Raw genomic sequence first — 16,960 nt, 5'->3', positions numbered from 1 at the left:
CCTCGGGCGGGTGCCGGCGGCGGGCGGGACTGTCCGCGCCCGCTCCTACGCTGCACTCGCCCGAGCACCCGTCCGCCAGCCAGCACGAGGGGCCCCTGCGTGAGCACTCCTTCCCTGCGGATCGCCGTCTTCGGGGACGACCACCTCGGCTACGCCGCGCGCTGCCGCGTGCACGTGGCCTCCGGGCGCAACCAGCGGGTCGTCGACGGCTACAAGGCCTTCCGCGACCGCGTCACCGGCGCCCTCGAGGCCGAGGTCGACCTGGTCCTGCAGACGGGTGACCTCTTCCACCGCTCTCACCCCGCCGTCGGCGACATCGTGTGGGCCCGCCAGCAGCTGGAGCGGTTCGCGCGCGCCGGCGTGCCGGTGGTGGGCAACACTGGCAACCACGACGCCTCCGCTGAGCGCGGCAAGTCACCGGCGACCGCCGCCGTGCACGACCCCGAGCGGGGCGTCGAGTTCGTCACCGACGCCTACCGCGTGGTGCACCCGGCCGACGGCCTGGCCGTGCACGTGCTCAGCCACTACGGCCTCGCGCAGGCCGAGCGGCTGCTGCCCGAGCCGGTCGACGGCGCCGTCAACGTGCTGTCCTCCCACGGCGCCGCGATGCTGCCCGGCCACGAGGTCTTCCGGTGCGTGGACTCCCCGGGCGAGCAGCCGATCGGCCTGGACCTGCTCGCCGACGACCGCTTCGCCCTGAAGGTCCTCGGCCACTACCACGGCATGGACGAGATCATGCCGGGCGTCTGGTACGCGGGCTCCGCGATCCGCCGCGGCTTCGCCGACCCGGCCGGGGGCCGCGGGTGGCTGCTCCTGGAGGTCGGCGCCGACGGGCGGATCAGCGTCGAGCGCCGCTACATCGGCCAGCGCGCCCAGCACGACCTGCCGGTGGTCGACGCGCACGGGCTCACGGGCGCGCAGGTGGAGGAGGCGATCCGCGCCCACCTGGCCTCGGTCGACCTCGACGACGCGATCGTGCGCCAGGTGGTGCTCAACTGCTCCACCAGCGTGCGCCGGGGCGTGGACCAGCCGGCCCTGGCGCGCCTGGCCGAGCGGGCGCTGGTGTGGATGCCGGACTTCCGCCGTCCCGAGACCCCCGCCGACGACGGCGAGCGCACCGTCTCGGGCCTGTCCGCGTCGCTGACGACGGCCGGGGCGGCCGACCTGCCGGCCGTCTACGGCGGCTGGGTCGGCGAGTACGCCGCGGCCGTGGGGCTGCCGGCCGAGCTGCGCCCCGTCGTCGTGGCCGAGGGCGAGCGGCACCTGCGGGCCGCCTCCCTGGACGTCGCGAGCGGGGAGTACGCGGCCCCCGCACCCGCCCCCGCGCCCACTGCCCGGGTCGAGCCCGCCGCGCCGTCCCCCCGCGCGGCCGAACCGGCCGATCTGGAGCCGCCCGAGCTGCTCGAGGTCGCCGACGCCCCGCTCGTGGACGCGCAGACCGGCCAGGAGGTGCCCTGGTGATCACCGTCGAGAGCATCGAGGTCGTCAACGTCCGCTCGATCGGCCACGCCGTCGTCGAGCCGCTGACCGACGGCGGGGTCACCGCCCTCAACGGCGGCAACGGCGTCGGCAAGACCTCGATCCTCGTGGCGGCGCTGTGGGCCCTGTACGGCGTCACCCCCGACGGCGTGCCGGTGCAGGCCATGCGCCGGCAGGGCTCCACGGGGGAGGTGCGGGCGGTCGTGCGCTTCCGCCACGACGGGCAGCTCGTGGAGGTCGAGCGGGGCCTGAAGGGCGCCAAGGACACCACGTACGCCGCGATCCGCGTCGAGGGCCGCGAGCAGGCCTTCGGGCGGGTCAAGGCCGCCGAGGCGTGGGTCGTCGACCGCCTCGGGGGCCTGGACGCCGAGGGGTTCCTCGCCGCCTTCGTCACCCGGCAGAAGGAGCTCGACTCCCTGGTGCGCGCCCGCCCGGCGGAGCGGCGGCGCCTGTTCGAGCGCCTCGCCGGCATCGACCGGATGAGCGCCGCGGTGCGCAGCGCCCGCGAGGAGGAGACGGCCGTCAAGCGCCGCCTGGACGTCCTGCCCGGCTCCGCGGAGGACGTCGCCGCCGCCCGGCGCGCCGTGGACGCCGCCCAGCAGGCCGCGGCCGGGGAGTGGGAGCGCCTGGACGCCGCCCGGGCGCGGGCGGGCGCCGACGAGGCCACCCTCGCCGCCGCGCGAGGGGAGGCCGACGCGCTCGCCCGCCGCCTGGAGGCCGCCCGCGCCGCCGCCGACACCGCCCGGGCCGCCGACCACCAGCGGGTCCTGGCCGCTGAGCGGGCCGCGACGTCCGCCCGCTCCGCCGAGCAGCTGGCGGAGGCGGCGCACGGCGGCAGCCCGCAGGAGGTCCAGGCCGCCCGCGCCGCCGCCGCAGCCGCCCAGCAGGCCGCCTCTCTCGACCGGGACGCCCGGGAGGGCGCGCGGCGGGCCGGCGCGGACGCCGAGCGCGACGCCGCCCGGGCCGCGCGCACCGCCGAGCGGGCGAGCAGGGCCCGCTCCGCGGCCGAGGCGGCCGTCGCCGCGGCGGAGCAGGCTCGGGCGCGGGCGGCGGCCTTTCCGAGCGACCTGGAGGAGCAGGCGGTCACCGCGCAGCGGGAGGCCGACGAGCGCACCGACGCCCTGGGCGCCCTGCGCGGGGAGCACCAGCGCCTGAGCGCGGCGCTGCGCACGCTCGAGGCGGCCACCAGCCCGGCGTGCCCCACGTGCTCCACGCCGCTGCCGGACCCGGGCGCCCTGCTGGAGACCCTGCGCCGCACCCGCGACCGCGTCGCGGAGGAGGGCCGGCGCGCCAAGGCCGCCCAGGAGGCCGCCGCGGGCGCCGCTGCCGCGCTGCGCCGTCGCGCCCAGGAGGGCCTGCAGGCGCACCAGGAGGCCCGCCACGCCGCGGACCGCGCCGAGCGGGCCCGGGCCGAGGACGCCGAGGCCGCCGCGGAGGCGCGCGCGGCGACCGAGGAGGCGCGAGCCAGCCGCGCCCGGGCCGAGGCCGCCCAGCGCGCCGCGCAGGAGGCGAGCGGGCGCGCCGCGCACGTCGAGCAGGAGGTGCAGCGCACCGCGGCGGAGCTGCGGCGGGCCGAGAACGCGGCCGAGGCCGCCGCCCGCCTGGCGCCCGCCCGCGAGCAGGCCGCGCGCGCCGCGAGCACCGCCGCCGAGGCCGAGCGCGCCGCCGCCGCGGCCACCGCCGCGCAGGCGGCGGCCGCGGTGCCGGACGAGGAGCGCCGGCGCGTCGAGACCGCCACCGCCACCGCCGTCGCCCAGGCGCAGGAGTCCTCGCGGGCCGTGCTGGCCGCCGAGGGTGCCTTCCGCCTCGCCGAGCAGCAGCTGGCGCACGTGGAGCAGGCGCTGGCCACCGAGCAGGCGAAGCTGCAGGCGCGCGTCCAGACCCTCGCCGAGCTCGAGCGCACCGCGAGCGTGCGGGAGGCGCTCGACGCGTTCCGCAAGGACCGCGTCGCCCGCCTGGCGCCCGAGGTCTCCGAGGTCGCCACCGACTTCGTCGCCCGCATGACCGGCGGCCGCTTCGTCGCCGTCGAGCTCGACGAGGACTTCACCGCCGTCGTCACCGACGAGCACGGCCACCAGCGCCCCGTCGCCTGGCTCTCCGGCGGGGAGGAGTCGGCCGTCGCCCTGGCGCTGCGGGTGGCCCTCGGGGAGCTCTACGCCGGCCAGCGCGGAGGCCTGCTGTGGCTGGACGAGCCGTTCACCGCGCAGGACCGCGGCCGCCGCACGGCGATGATGGCCGCGATCCGCGACCTGCCCGCCCGCCAGGTCGTCGTCATCAGCCACGCCTCGGACGCCGCCGACACGGTCGACCTCGTCCTCGACGTCGTCCCCGACCCCGAGCAGGGCTCCTCGGTCGTGCCGGCGTCGGCGTACGGCGCCGTCGCCGAGGCCGACCTGGACGCCGTGGTCCTCGACGACGACCCGGAGCACGACCCGGAGCGCCACCCAGGCCGCGACCGCCGGGAGCCCGACCTCGCCGTCCCCGCCTGACGGGCGGGCGCGCCCGCACGGGAACGGGCCCTGCTCCTCGAGGAGCAGGGCCCGTTCCGATCAGGTCGTCCGTTCCGGTCAGGCCGGGCCGCGGCGGCTCAGTACGGCGGCTGGTCGTCCGCGCCGGCCGGTGCAGAGGCGGAGGACCACAGGTCCTCGACCGCCGGGCCGCTGGAGCGGGAGACCGACCCGCGGCCGCCCGCGCGCTGCTCGGCCTGCTCCGGGCGCTGCTCGGAGCGGTCCTTCTTCGTGACGGCCGCGGTGGCGAACGAGAGGTCCGGCCCCACGGAGCGGGCGGTGATCTCGGGGCTGACGCCCTTCCTGCCGTCCTGCTTGTCGTACTGCCGGATCATCAGGTCGCCGACGACGATGACGCGCGTGCCGCGGCGCAGCGACTCGCTGACGTTCTCGGCCATGGAACGCCATCCGCTGACGCGGTAGAAGGAGGCTCCGGCGTCCTCCCACTCCTTCGTCTGCGGGTTCTGCCGGCGCTCGTTGACGGCGAGGCGGAACGTGGCCACGGGGGCGCCGCTGGGGGTGAAGCGGAGTTCTGGGTCGTCGACCAGGTTGCCGACCAGGGTGATCGCAGTGGACATCGGACTGTCGCTCTCTTCTCGGGATGCTCGCGTTTCGTGCGCGACATCCTCAGGATAGGCAGCGGGTCCGACAGTCCGAACGCTCGGAAACGGCTCCGGAAAGGCCCGCGCGAAGCGCCGGAAAGAGCTCGGAGAGGGCGTCGGGAAGGGCCCGGGAGAAGGTGTCCGGGAATGCGCGAGGGCCGCCCGGCGCACGCCGGGCGGCCCTCGCGGCGGGGTTCAGGCGCTGGCGCGCTCGGACCCGTCCGCGGCGGCGAGCGCCAGGACGTGGCGGCGGAAGGCGGCCACGCCGTCCTCGCGCTGCTCGTACCAGCTGACCAGCGCCTCGAGGGCCGGGCCGTGCACGTGCCGCGCGGAGTCCACGCCGAACTTGTCGGACAGGTACGCGGAGACCGGGCCGTGCGGCTTCGGGGTGAAGCCCGCCCGGCTGGCCAGCGCCGCGAAGCGCTTGACCAGCGGCGCCGCCGGCGCCTCGAAGCCCTCCTCGCCCTTCGCGGGAGGCCGCGGCGCGGTGCGCCGCTCGCCCGCGACGCGACCCGTGCCGCCGCCCGTGCCGCCGCCCGTGCCGCCGCCCGTGCCGCCGGTGCTCTCGCCCTCGGTGCTCCCCGGGGCGCCCGAGCCGGCCGGGCCGTTCCCCGCCGACGACGACCCGCCGTCCGCGGGCTCCACCACCTCCGCGTCGACGACGTCCGCGCCCTTCGCAGCGCCGTCCGCGCCCTCGGCGGCCGGGGGGACGGCGCCCCCGCGCTGGCGGGGCCGCTCCTGCGGCTGCGGGCGGCTCTCGCCCGGCTGCGGGATGTCGGCGACCTCCTGGGAGACCACGGCGAGCGTGCGGAAGCGCTGGACGCCCTCCGTCACCACGGCGTCCATCCACGCCTGGCGCGCCGCCGGGCCCTGCCCGAAGGGGACGGGGTTGCGCGAGCGCACCGCGTCGAAGACGAGGAAGCGCGCCCGGGTGTGGCTGTTGGCCATCCGGTCGGGCAGGCCGCCGCCGTAGGCGCCGACCTGCACGCGGTCGGAGAGGGCCAGCAGCACCCGGGCCAGGCCCGCGGCCTGGGAGAGGTCCACCGGCACGGGCGCCACCATGGGCTCGCCGGTCACCGCGCCGGAGCGCACCGCGGCGTTGTGCGCGTCGAAGACGCGCTGCTCGGCGGCGGCGAGGATCTCGGCGGCCACCTGCTCCGCGCTGAACGCCGCCTGCACGGCGTAGGAGCCCAGGTTGACCCGGTGGTCGCTGTTGAACCGGATGTGCGGGGCGGCCTCCTGGGCGTGCGCCCGCCGCGGCGGCGCCTGCTCGCTCGGCGACTGCGGCGTGAAGCCGGCCTCCTGCACCTGCTGGGCCGTCGCCCCGGCCGCGAGGGCCATCGCCGCCGCGGCGTCCGCGACGCCGCCCGGCAGGCCCGTGCGGCGCGCCGTGGCCAGGGCGGAGAGCATGCGGTCCACCGACATCGGCCAGGTCTGCGCCTGCGCGCCGGCCTCCACGGCCGCGCCCTCGCGAGGAGCGGGGATGCGCCCGCCGGCCTGCGGGTCCTCCGCGGGGTTCGTCACGGCCTCGCGCGTCAGGACGCCGTCGAGGCCCGCCAGGATCGAGATGGTCGTGGCGCCGGCGGTCTCGGTGTCCGCGCGCAGCTCCGTGATCGGCGTCGCGCGGTCGACGCCCTGCTTGCGCTGGGACTCGATCCGGTACTCGACCTCCCGGCCGGAGCCCGCGGCGGCCACGACCGCCTCGTAGACCGGGTCCTTCTTCGACACCCACCCCTTGATGGGGCGCTTGACCGCGCTGTGGTCGCTCCTGATCACGACCATGGCGTTCTGCTTCGCCTCGTCGTCCTGGTGCTCGACCGCGGTGATCGTGCCCGTGCCGACCTGGACCCACACCTGGGCCCGCACGCCGTTCTCGTCGGCGCCGTCGTGGGAGATGAACGGCTTGGCCATCGGACCCAGCTCCTCTCGCGCGTCGGTGGGCCGCCCCTCTCGGGCCGGTCGGCGCCACCGGGATCTCACGCGTCGTGCTTGCGGGAAGGACGAGAGCCGCCGAAACCCTCGTGACGACATCGTGCACGCTCCCACCGACAGTTCCGGGGGACCGACCGCGGCACCCCGCTCAGGCACCCGCGGAACCGTCTCCGACAGCGCCGCGCAGAACGCGCCGTGATCGTTCCGTGATCTCTGCGTGATCCCCCCGCGGTCGCCGCCTGACCATCGCGGCGGGCGCCCACGCCCCTCGGAGCCGGACCGTCGGAGCCGGACCGTCGGATCCGGACCGTCGGAGCCGGACCGTCGGTGCCGGACTGTCGGTGCCGGGTCCCACCATGGGCGTCGACCACTTCCCCGGCGGTGCGCACGGGGCGGCCGGGCCGCGCCCGCCGCTCCGGGCGGCCCCGCCGCGTCCTGCGGGAGGACAGCGCGTGAGCGCCAGCTGCACCGAGGCTCGGCCCCCCGGCGCCGCCGCGCCCGGGCGCCGCGGGCGCCCTCGCGGCGCCCGGGCGGACGCCGTGGCCCTGCTGCACCGCCTCGTCGCCGCCCGGCCCGACGGCCAGGTGCGCCCGGAGCAGGAGCGCATGGTCCGCGCGGTCGAGGAGGCGCTGCGCCGCTCGCGCCACCTGCTCGTGCAGGCGGGCACGGGCACGGGCAAGACGCTCGGCTACCTCGTGCCCGCCGTCGCGGCCGGCGGCCGGGTGGTGGTCTCCACGGCCACCAAGCAGCTCGGCGAGCGGATCGTGGGGGAGGACCTGCCGCTGCTGGCCGACCTGCTCTCCGCCACCGGCGGCCCGCAGCTGAGCTACGCCCTCCTCAAGGGCCGGCAGAACTACCTGTGCCGCCTGCGGGTCGCCGAGATCGCGGAGCTGGAGCGTGCCGAGGAGGCCGCGCCCGCCGCGCTGTTCGACGTCCCCGCGCCCGCGGCGTCCCGCCCGAGCGGTCAGGACGCCGCGGGCCTGGCGCGGCTGCTGGAGTGGGCGCGGCGCACGAGCACCGGGGACCGCTCGGAGGCCCCCGCAGCGACCGAGCGCGCCTGGGCGCAGGTGTCCACGGACGCCGCGGGGTGCGTCGGTGCCGCCGTGTGCCCCTTCGCGCGCGAGTGCTTCGCGGAGCGCGCCCGCGCCGCCGCGCGCAGCGCCGACGTCGTGGTGACCAACCACGCGCAGGTGGCGCAGGACCTGCGCAGCCCGGCCCCGCTGCTGGGCTCCTACGACGTGCTCGTCCTCGACGAGGCCCACGAGGTCGAGGCCTCCCTGTCGACCGCGTGGGGCTCCGCGGTCGAGCCCGCCGCGCTCGCGCGCGCCGCCGCGCTCGCGGCCCGGCGCCTGCCCCGCGGGCAGCGGGGGGCCGCCGGGCGCGAGGCCGCGCGCGCCGCCGGAGCCGACCTCGAGGCCCTCGCCCGCGCCCTCGGCGACGTCGAGCCGGGCCTGCTGCCGGCGCTGCCCGCACCCGTGGCGGACCTCCTCGGCGCCGCGGCGCGGCGCCTGGGCGCCCTGGCGAGCGCGCTGGAGGCCGAGGCCCCGGCCCCGGGCGGCGCGGCGCGGGCGGCGGTGGAGCGCCGGGGTGCGGCGGCGAGCGCGGCCGCGGCCGCGGCGGCCCTCGGCGCCGTCCTGGCGGTCGGGTGCGACGGCGTGCGCTGGCTCGAGACCGGCCCCGACGGGTCGCCGGTGCTGCGGGTCGCGCCGCTGGAGGTCGGCCCGCTGCTCGTGCAGGCCCTCGGCGAGCGCACGCTCGTGGCGACGTCCGCGACCCTGAGCGTCGCCGGCTCCTTCGACCCCGTGGTGCAGCGCCTCGGCCTGGCGGCACCGCTGACCGGTGAGGACGGCGAGCCGCGCCCGCCGCGCGGCGTGGACGCCGTCGACGTCGGCAGCCCCTTCGACCACGACCGCCAGGCGATGCTCTACGTGCCGCCGGCGCACTTCCCCGCGCCCGCGGGCGCGGAGCGCGGCCGGCACGGAGAGGCCGTCCTCGACGAGCTGGCCGCGCTGGTCGCGGCGGCCGGCGGGCGCACCCTGGCGCTGTTCACCAGCCGGCGCGCCGCCGTGGAGGCCGCGGCGCGCCTGCGCTCGCGCGTCGGCACGCCGGTGCTCGTGCAGGGGGAGGCGCCGGCGTCCGCGCTGGTGCGCGCCTTCGCCGAGGACGAGGCGTCGACGCTGTGCGCCACGATGGGCTTCTGGCACGGGGTCGACGTGCCCGGCCCGTCGCTGTCGTGCGTCGTGATGGACAAGATCCCGTTCCCGCCGGTGGACCACCCCCTCATGGCGGCTCGGCGCACGGCGGCCGACCGCGCGGGGCGCGACGGCTTCGCCGAGGTCTACGTCGCCAGCGCCAGCACGATGCTCGCCCAGGGCGCCGGCCGCCTGGTGCGCACCGCCGCCGACCGCGGCGTCGTCGCGGTGCTCGACCCCCGGCTGCGCACGAAGGCGTACGGCGCGACCGTGCGCGCGACGCTGCCGCCCATGCGGCAGTTCAGCGACCGCTCGGTCGTCGAGGCGGCGCTGGCGCGGCTGACCGGCGCCAGCAGCAGCCCGGCGGGCGGGGCGCACGGACCGGCACGGCGGCCGCTGCCCGCTGCAGCCGCCGGTGCCCCTGGTGCGGCGGGCGGCGACTCAGCCGGTGACGGCGCGTCGCGCGGGCCCGTGCGCCGGGCGGCGCCGCGCCGCTCGGCCGCTCGGGCGCTCGCCCGCAGCACCCGGGGCTGAGCGCTGCCGCGGGGGTGGCGCGGGCGGCGGCGCAGGGCGTCAGTGCAGCGCGTCAGCGCGGCGATCCTTCCGCGGCGCGAGAGGCGCTCGTAGACTCGGCCCGCCATGGGGGAGCAGCCGGTGCCGGACGTCGGAGGCGCCGCGGGCGGCGCCGGCCTCAGCGCGGCGCGGTGGCTGCTGCAGGTGCCGCACGAGGGCCCGGACCGCCTGGCGCGCCTGGCCGCCACGGCGCTCGGGGCCGAGGGCGGCCGCGTGACCGTGGTCGGTGACCGCGAGGTCCTCCTCGGCAGCCACGGCGCCGGCCCGGGCTCGCTCCCCTGCTCAGGGGGACAGCGCTCCCTGTGCGCCCTCGTCGTCGCGCGCGGCGAGCCCGTGGTCGTCCCCGACGCGCGCCCGGACCGCCTCGAGGCCGGCGCGGACGGCGCGGACGGCGCGGACGGCGCGGTCGGCGCGTACCTCGCGGTGCCCCTGGAGGCCCGCGGCGAGGTGGCCGGCTGCGTGTGGGTGTGCTCGGCGCGCCCGCGCGCCTGGAGCGCGCACGACGTCGAGCTGCTGCGGGAGCTCTCGGCGTCGATCTCCGCGGAGCTGCAGGCGCAGGTGCTCGCCGTCGAGCTCGCCGACGCGGGCGAGCGGATCCGCGTCGCCTTCGACGCCGCGGGCTTCGGCAGCTTCGAGTGGGACCTCGCCACCGACGAGGTGCGCTCCGACGTCCAGCACCGGCTGATGTTCGGCCTGCCGCCCGCTCCGGCTCCGGTGCGCTTCGAGCACCTCTACGAGCGCGTGCACCCGCAGGACCGCGCCGTCGTCGGGCGCGCCGTCAGCTCGGCGGTGCGCAGCGGGCTGTACGCCGTGGACCACCGCATCGTGCGTCCCGACGGCACGGTGCGGTGGGTCGCCGCGCGCGGGCGGGTGGGCGGCGACGACCCGCGGGGGCGCCAGCGCCTCGTGGGCGCCGTCCACGACACCACCGACGCCCGGGACGTCAACGCGCTCGTGGCCCGCGAGCTGCAGTCGAGCATGCTCACCGAGCTGCCGGACCTCGCCGGGCTGCAGCTGGCCGCCACCTACCTGCCGGCCGCGCGCGGGCACCAGATCGGCGGGGACTGGTACGACGCCTTCGGGCTGCCCGACGGCTCGTGCGCGCTGGTCATCGGGGACGTCAGCGGTCACGACACCCGCGCCGCGGCGACCATGGGCGCGGTGCGCAACCTCCTGCGGGGGCTGGCGTTCGACCACCGCGAACCGCCGTCCGTCGTCCTGCGCCGCCTCGACGAGGCCGTCGAGGGCCTCGGGATGGACACCCTCGTCACCCTGCTCATGGCCCGGCTGGACCCGGTCTCGGGCACCTCGCAGGGCCCGGACGGCGCCCGGGTGCTGCGCTGGTCCAGCGCCGGGCACCCGCCGCCCGTCCTCGTGCACCCGGACGGGCGGGCGCAGGTGCTGGCCACCGCCGCCGACCTGCTCGTGGGCGTGGACGCCCGCTCGCAGCGCACCGACCAGCAGTGCGCCCTCGCACCCGGCGCGACCCTGCTGCTGTACAGCGACGGCCTCGTCGAGCGGCGCGGGGAGGACATCGCCGACGGCACCGCCCGCCTCCTCGCGCTCGCGCAGGGCCTGGCGCCGGCGCCGCTGGAGCGGCTGCTCGCGGGCGTGGTGGAGGGCCTGGTGGCCCCCGGGGCGGAGGACGACACGGCGCTGCTGGCCGTCCGCCTGTCCTGACCCGCCGTCCTGACCCGCCGTCCTGACCCGCCCCGGGCGGGGCTCAGCTGGGGGAGGGGGGCACCTCGTCGGGCGGCGGGGCGTCCTCGGGCGTCGGCACCTGCTCCTCCTCGCCGTGCCCGGGGCCGTCGGCCCAGGGCGCCTCCACCGGTTCCTGCGGTTCGCTCATGCCCCCGCCCTACCCTGTGCGGCCGTGGCCGATCAGCGGGAGCGGGTCCTCGTCGTGGACGTCGCCAACGTCGTCGGCTCGCGCCCCGACGGGTGGTGGCGCGACCGGGCCGGCGCGGCGCAGCGGCTGCTGGCCGGCCTGCGGACCCTGCCGGGCGCGGGGGTGGCGGGACCGGACGGCGACCCCGGGGCGCTGGTTCTCGTCGAGGTCGTCGCCGTCCTCGAGGGCGCCGCCCGCTCGGCGGACCCGGCAGCGCACCCGGGCCTGCGGGTGGTGCGCGCGCAGCGGGACGGGGACGCGGCCGTCGTCGCGGAGGCGGGCCGGGTCGTGGACGCGGGGGCCGTGCCGCTCGTCGTCACGGCGGACCGGGGACTGCGCGAGCGGCTGCCGGCCGGGAGCCGCACCACCGGCCCCGGCTGGCTCAACGCGCTGCTGGGCCGCTGAGCCGGCGAGGGCGCCGTCGGGGCAGGCGGCACGACAGCCGGCGAGGGAGCCGCCGACGGGTCGTCGAGGGGGCAGGGTGTGCGCCGGGCCGGGAGCGCCTCTCGGCGCGTGGCCGCTCGCAGCGGCTCGAAGTGGAGCCCGGGGCTACCGCGGCCCGGCGCACGCCCCCACGTTAACCCCCCGGCGGCGGTGGCGTCCCGTCGGCGCCGCGGTCGTCCCCGGCGCCGTCTCCGGTGTGGCCTTCGGCATCGTCCGCAGCGTCGTCCGCGGCGTCGTCCGCGGCGGTCGCGGTCGCCCTCTCCTCCCGCGGCCGGACGAAGTCGCTGCCCAGCTCCAGGCGCAGCTGCCGCGCCGCGGCCTCCAGGTGCTCGGCGGTGCGCACCAGCCGCACCGCCGAGCGCGTGACGTCGTCGCCCTCGGCCCGGGCGTGCTCGGCCGGCGCGTCGGCCGCCAGGGCCGCGCGCCCGACGGCCACGACCCGCGCGAAGGCCGCGGCGCGCTCGAACGTGGTGGCCACGTCGCCGCGGGCCACGCCGTGCAGGACCGCGTCGACGAGCGCGCGCACCTCGTCGGGTCCGGGCGGGTCGGCGACGCCGGCCACGGCCTCGAGCACGGGCGCGCGCCGCCGTCCCTCGGCGAACTGGCGGGAGGCGCCGAGGGGGTCGGCGTGCACCCACTGGCGCAGGGCGTACAGGCGCCAGAGCGCGCCGGCGAGGCTGTCCGGCGGCGCGTCGGCCCACAGCTGGGCGAGCACCTCGAGGCCGTGCTCGTCCGCCAGCCGCACGAGGCGGGCGACCACCTCGGCGTCGCGGGCGGAGCGGGCGCCCTGCACGAGCAGGCGGGCGGTCGCCTGCGCGGACTCCTCGCGCTCGGCGGGGTCCCCGCCGCCGCGCAGGGCGTCGAGGGCTCCGGTCTCCAGGTACGCGGGTCGGCGCGGGCGCTCCACGTGCCCAGGCTAGAAGCGGAAGGGCTTCGGCGGCGCTGCGAGGGTGGCGCGCGGGCAGCTGGCGAGGGTGATGCCGCCGTAGCCGAGGGCCTCGTCGGTCAGGGACTCCACGTTCCAGCCGCTGTCGACGCCCAGGCGCGTGACGGTCACCCGGTAGACGGTGATCTCGTACTTCGTCGGGGTGCCGTAGGCCACCTGGATGGTGCCGATGAGGGCGGCGCCGGCGGGGTTGGCCAGCCCGTGCCAGGGCCGGTCGTACCGGCTCCACAGGTTCGGCTCCGACTGCCACACGCCGCCGTTCTGCACGTCCCGCAGGGCCAGCTCGACGAGCACCGCGCGCGCGGCCTCCTCGGGCACGATCGCCGCCGGACGGATCACCTCCGAGACCGCGCCCTCGTCGGGGGCCTCGGCGGGTCCTCGCTCCATGTCGTCCACGGCATCTCTTCGGCAACTCCTCCGCGCGCCTTCAGCGCGAAGGCCCCTCCTGCTGCCAACCTGCGCGAAGACCTGGTGCGCGTCGGGGCGCTCGTGCAGAATGACGCCGATCAGTAGCCGTCCGCTCACGCAGCACCGGGTCCTGTCGGTCGAGGTCGTTGGGGAAGACGCACCTCGCACACGGTAGGGAGGCCGGTATGTCCAGTGGGATGACGCGCGGTGTGCTGTTCGTGCACTCAGCGCCCCGTGCGGTGTGCCCCCACGTGGAGTGGGCGGCCTCCAACGTCCTCGGTGTGCCCGTGTCCCTGGACTGGACGGACCAGCCGGCGGCGCCCGGGCTGCTGCGCGGGGAGGTGCCCTGGCACGGCACCCCCGGCACCGGGGCGCGCCTGACGTCCGCCCTGCGCGGGTGGACGCACCTGCGCTTCGAGGTCACCGAGGAGCCGAGCCCCGGCGTCGACGGCGGCCGGTGGAGCCACACGCCCGAGCTCGGCATCTTCCACGCCGTCACCGACGCCCACGGCTCCGTCGTCGTGCCCGAGGACCGCCTCAAGGCCGCCCTGGAGATCGCCGGGGAGGACCTGATGCGGGTCCGGGACGCCCTCGACCTCGCGCTGGGCTCGGCGTGGGACGACGAGCTGGAGCCCTTCCGCTACGCCGGGGACGGCGCGCCCGTGCGCTGGCTGCACCGCGTCGGCTGAGCCGGCGCCGCCGTCCTGACACCCGCCGGCCGGCGCCCACCCCGCGCGGGGACGGCGCGGGGTCACAGCGGGATGTTGCCGTGCGCGCCGCGGCGCGCCGGGGCCGCGGCCAGGGCCCGCACGAGCGCCGAGCGCGTGCGCGCCGGGTCGACGACCTCGTCGACGACGCCGACCTCCAGCGCCCGCGCCAGCCCTCCGGAGGCGCGCTCGTGCTCGGCCGCCAGCTCCGCCTCCAGGGCCTCGCGCCGCTCGGGCGGCGCCTGCGCGAGCTCGCGCCGGCGCAGCACCCGCACGGCCGCGACCGGGCCCATGACCGCGACCTCGGCGCCCGGCCACGCGAGCACGCGGGTGGCGCCCAGCGCCCGGCTGTTCAGCGCGATCTGCGCGCCGCCGTAGGCCTTGCGCACCACCACCGTCACCCGGGGCACGACGGCCTCGGCGAAGGCGTGCAGCAGCTTGGCGCCGCGCCGCACCACCCCGTCCCACTCCTGGGCCACCCCCGGCAGGTAGCCGGGGGTGTCCACGAGCACCACGAGGGGGACGCCGAGGGCGTCGCACGTCCGCACGAACCGCGCGCACTTCTCGCCCGAGGCGGCGTCCAGGCAGCCGCCGAGCCGCAGCGGGTTGGTCGCGACGACGCCGACGGTGCGCCCGGCGAGCCGCCCCAGCGCCGTCACGGCGTTCGGCGCCCACGCGGGGTGCAGCTCCAGGGAGCCGCCGGCGCCGGGGGTGCCCAGCGGGGCGTCGAGGACGGCGTCGAGCAGCGGGTGCACGTCGTAGGCGCGCCGCGGCGAGGCCGGCAGCAGCGCGCCGAGGTCGCGCTCCTCCACGCGCCCGGCGCGGGCGGCGGCGTCCCAGGCGCCCTGCGCGCCGAGCAGCCCGACGAGCGCGCGGCCGTGCTGCAGCGCCTCCGCGTCGCTGCCGGCGGCCACGTGCGCGACGCCGGAGCGGCGAGCGTGCGCGTCGGGGCCGCCGAGGTGCTCCGCGTCGGTGTCCTCACCGGTCACCGAGCGGACGACGTCCGGGCCGGTGACGAAGACGCGCGCCGCGGGTCCGAGGACCACCGCGTCGGTCAGCGCCGGCCCGTACGCGGCGCCGCCGGCGGCCGGCCCGAGCACCACGGAGACCTGCGGCACGCGGCCCGAGGCGCGGGTCATGGCCGCGAAGACCCGGCCGACCGCCTCCAGCGCCCGCGGGCCCTCCTGCAGGCGCGCCCCGGCGGAGTGCCACAGGCCCACCACCGGGGCGCCGTCCGCCAGCGCCCGCTCGTAGGCGGCGAGGACCACCGCGCAGCCGCGCGCGTCCAGCGCCCCGCCCTGCGCACGTGGATCGCAGGCGAAGACGACGGTCGGTACGCCCGCCACCGAGCCCGTGACCGCGACGACCCCGGCACCAGGACCGGCACCGGGACCGTCGCCGGGACCGTCGCCGGGGCCGTCGTCCGGGAGCAGCGGACGGGTGCTGCCAGGGTCGCAGAGGGCCTCCAGCCGCGCCCGCGGGTCCCGGGGGTCCGGCGGGGGGCCGGCGCTCACCCGCGGGTCAGGAGGCCGGGCCGAAGGCGACGGCGACGTTGTGGCCGCCGAAGCCGAAGGAGTTGTTCAGCGCCACGCCCCCGGCGGGCAGGGGGCGGGGGTCCTTGCGGACGACGTCCAGGTCGACCCCGGGATCGAGGTCGTCGAGGTTGATCGTCGGGGGCGCGAGCCGGTGGTGCAGGGCGAGGACCGTGAAGATGCTCTCCACGGCGCCGGCCGCGCCCAGCAGGTGCCCCGTCATCGACTTCGTGGCCGAGACGGCCGCGCGGTCCAGGTCCGGCCCCAGCGCCCGCCGCAGGGCCTTGACCTCGGCGAGGTCGCCGACCGGCGTGGACGTGGCGTGGGCGTTGATGTGCACGACGTCGGCGGGGGTGGCGCCGGCGACGGCGAGCGCCTCCTGCACCGCGCGGGAGGCGCCCATGCCCTCGGGCTCGGGAGCGGCGATGTGGTGGGCGTCCGCGGACAGGCCGGCGCCGAGGACCTCGGCGTACACGCGGGCGCCGCGGGCGCGGGCGTGCTCCTCGGACTCCAGCACGAGGATCCCGGAGCCGTCGCCGAGGACGAACCCGTCGCGGGCGGTGTCGTAGGGCCGCGAGGCGGTCTCGGGGGACTCGTTGCGCGTGGACAGCGCCTGCATGGCGTGGAAGGAGGCCAGCGGCATGGGGTGGATCGTGGCCTCGGTGCCGCCGGCCACGACGATGTCGGCGCGCCCGGCGCGGATCATCTGCAGCCCGTAGGAGACCGCCTCGGCGCCCGAGGCGCAGGCGGAGACGGGCGAGTGCGCGCCGGCGGCCGCGCCGAGGGCGAGGCTGACCGCGCCCGCGGGGCCGTTGGGCATGAGCATCGGCACGGTCATGGGCGGCACGCGGCGCGCGCCGCGGTCGCGCAGGACGTCGTAGGCGGTGAACAGCGTCCACAGGCCGCCCATGCCGGTGGCGACGACGGCCGCCAGCCGCAGCGGGTCGACCTCGGGGGAGCCGGCGTCGGCCCACGCCTGGCGGGCGGCGGCGACGGCGTACTGGCCGGCCGGGTCGAGCCGACGGGCCTCGTGGCGGGGCAGCACGTCGGTGCCGGGCGTGGTGGTCTGCGCGGCGAACGTCACCGGCATGTCCCACCGGCTCGCCCACTCGGCGGTGATGGAACTGGCGCCGGGGCGGCCGGCCAGGGCGGCCTCCCAGGTGGCGGCCGCGGTGTCGCCGAGCGGGGTGAGGGCGCCGACGCCCGTCACGAGGACGCGGCGGTGCGGAGCGGCCGAGGCGGTCGGGACGGGTGCCGGCGAGGGCAGGGCCGCGGCGTCGGAACCGGGCATGCGGGTCTCCAGGTGGGCCGGGGTGGATCAGCGGTGCGGGGGTCCCCGTCGGGGTGCGCCCGTCAGGGGTGCGCCCGTCAGGGGAGGGCGCCCGTCCGGCGCGAGGCGGCCGGCAGGACCGGCCGCCTCGCGGGCGCGGGCTCAGGCCTGCTGCGCCTGCTGCACGTAGGTGACGACGTCGCGCACGGTGCGCAGGTTCTTGGTGTCCTCGTCGGGGATGGTCACGCCGAACTTGTCCTCGGCCTGCACCACGATGGAGGTCATCGACAGGGAGTCGATGTCGAGGTCGTCGGTGAAGGACTTGTCCATCTCCACGCTCTCGACCGGCAGGCCGGTCTCCTCGTTGACCAGCTCGGCGACGCCCGCCAGGATCTCCTGCTCGCTCTGCGCCATGGGGTGCTGCTCCTTCGCTCGGGAACTCGGGTGGGAACTCGGGTGGGGTGGGACGGGGTGGTGCGG

The 16,960-nt window shown here is 78.5% G+C and carries 14 protein-coding genes; 6 read left to right on the top strand and 8 right to left on the bottom strand.

Annotation, left to right across the window (positions count from 1 at the left end):
• Positions 1–99 precede the first annotated feature (99 nt).
• Positions 100–1,461, top strand: coding sequence for a metallophosphoesterase family protein (locus BLS82_RS00575; protein WP_176818856.1), 1,362 nt, complete (start codon positions 100–102; stop codon positions 1,459–1,461).
• On the top strand, positions 1,458–3,968 hold the full coding sequence (locus BLS82_RS15475; protein ID WP_176818855.1) for an AAA family ATPase: 2,511 nt from the start codon (positions 1,458–1,460) through the stop codon (positions 3,966–3,968). Before BLS82_RS00575 ends, BLS82_RS15475 begins: the two co-directional genes overlap by 4 nt.
• A 98-nt stretch (positions 3,969–4,066) precedes the next feature.
• Here the strand turns inward: BLS82_RS15475 and ssb are convergent, their stop codons facing one another.
• Entirely contained in the window at positions 4,067–4,564 is a 498-nt protein-coding gene (gene ssb / locus BLS82_RS00565; RefSeq protein WP_092860706.1) for a single-stranded DNA-binding protein, read from the bottom strand.
• A gap of 219 nt (positions 4,565–4,783) precedes the next feature.
• Positions 4,784–6,499 (bottom strand): hypothetical protein, encoded by a 1,716-nt coding sequence (locus BLS82_RS00560; RefSeq protein WP_092860704.1) that lies wholly within the window; start codon positions 6,497–6,499, stop codon positions 4,784–4,786.
• A gap of 473 nt (positions 6,500–6,972) precedes the next feature.
• Here BLS82_RS00560 and BLS82_RS00555 point away from each other — a divergent pair, with 473 nt between their 5' ends.
• Both BLS82_RS00555 and BLS82_RS00550 read left to right on the top strand, forming a co-directional pair.
• Positions 6,973–9,246, top strand: coding sequence for an ATP-dependent DNA helicase (locus tag BLS82_RS00555; RefSeq protein WP_092860702.1), 2,274 nt, complete (start codon positions 6,973–6,975; stop codon positions 9,244–9,246).
• A gap of 105 nt (positions 9,247–9,351) precedes the next feature.
• Positions 9,352–10,965: a SpoIIE family protein phosphatase gene (locus tag BLS82_RS00550; RefSeq protein ID WP_092860700.1), complete on the top strand. Its 1,614-nt coding sequence runs from the start codon at positions 9,352–9,354 to the stop codon at positions 10,963–10,965.
• A gap of 43 nt (positions 10,966–11,008) precedes the next feature.
• On the opposite strand, the gene BLS82_RS16185 is transcribed toward BLS82_RS00550, so the two are convergent.
• Positions 11,009–11,134: a hypothetical protein gene (locus BLS82_RS16185; RefSeq protein WP_255378018.1), complete on the bottom strand. Its 126-nt coding sequence runs from the start codon at positions 11,132–11,134 to the stop codon at positions 11,009–11,011.
• A 24-nt stretch (positions 11,135–11,158) separates the two neighbouring features.
• On the opposite strand from BLS82_RS16185, the gene BLS82_RS00545 reads away from it, so the two are divergent.
• Positions 11,159–11,578, top strand: coding sequence for a hypothetical protein (locus tag BLS82_RS00545; RefSeq protein ID WP_092860698.1), 420 nt, complete (start codon positions 11,159–11,161; stop codon positions 11,576–11,578).
• Between the two features lie 172 nt (positions 11,579–11,750).
• Here BLS82_RS00545 and BLS82_RS00540 read toward each other — a convergent pair whose 3' ends face one another.
• Positions 11,751–12,524, bottom strand: coding sequence for a hypothetical protein (locus BLS82_RS00540; protein ID WP_218123402.1), 774 nt, complete (start codon positions 12,522–12,524; stop codon positions 11,751–11,753).
• A 9-nt stretch (positions 12,525–12,533) separates the two neighbouring features.
• A complete protein-coding gene (locus BLS82_RS00535) occupies positions 12,534–12,950 on the bottom strand; it encodes a hypothetical protein (protein ID WP_143028688.1) in 417 nt (138 codons plus the stop codon).
• Positions 12,951–13,156: 206 nt separating this feature from the next.
• Between BLS82_RS00535 and BLS82_RS00530 the strand changes: the two genes are divergently transcribed.
• Positions 13,157–13,660 (top strand): DUF3145 domain-containing protein, encoded by a 504-nt coding sequence (locus tag BLS82_RS00530; RefSeq protein ID WP_092860694.1) that lies wholly within the window; start codon positions 13,157–13,159, stop codon positions 13,658–13,660.
• A 62-nt stretch (positions 13,661–13,722) separates the two neighbouring features.
• Here the strand turns inward: BLS82_RS00530 and BLS82_RS00525 are convergent, their stop codons facing one another.
• From BLS82_RS00525 to BLS82_RS00515, 3 genes are all read right to left on the bottom strand, one after another.
• Positions 13,723–15,192, bottom strand: coding sequence for a carboxyl transferase domain-containing protein (locus tag BLS82_RS00525; RefSeq protein WP_092860692.1), 1,470 nt, complete (start codon positions 15,190–15,192; stop codon positions 13,723–13,725).
• A gap of 7 nt (positions 15,193–15,199) precedes the next feature.
• On the bottom strand, positions 15,200–16,501 hold the full coding sequence (locus BLS82_RS00520) for a beta-ketoacyl-[acyl-carrier-protein] synthase family protein (RefSeq protein ID WP_092860690.1): 1,302 nt from the start codon (positions 16,499–16,501) through the stop codon (positions 15,200–15,202).
• A gap of 141 nt (positions 16,502–16,642) precedes the next feature.
• Entirely contained in the window at positions 16,643–16,894 is a 252-nt protein-coding gene (locus BLS82_RS00515; RefSeq protein ID WP_092860688.1) for an acyl carrier protein, read from the bottom strand.
• Between the last annotated feature and the right edge of the window lie 66 nt (positions 16,895–16,960).

The sequence above is a fragment of the Quadrisphaera sp. DSM 44207 genome (assembly GCF_900101335.1).
Lineage (GTDB): Bacteria > Actinomycetota > Actinomycetes > Actinomycetales > Quadrisphaeraceae > DSM-44207.
This window is presented reverse-complemented; position numbering and strand designations above follow the sequence as displayed.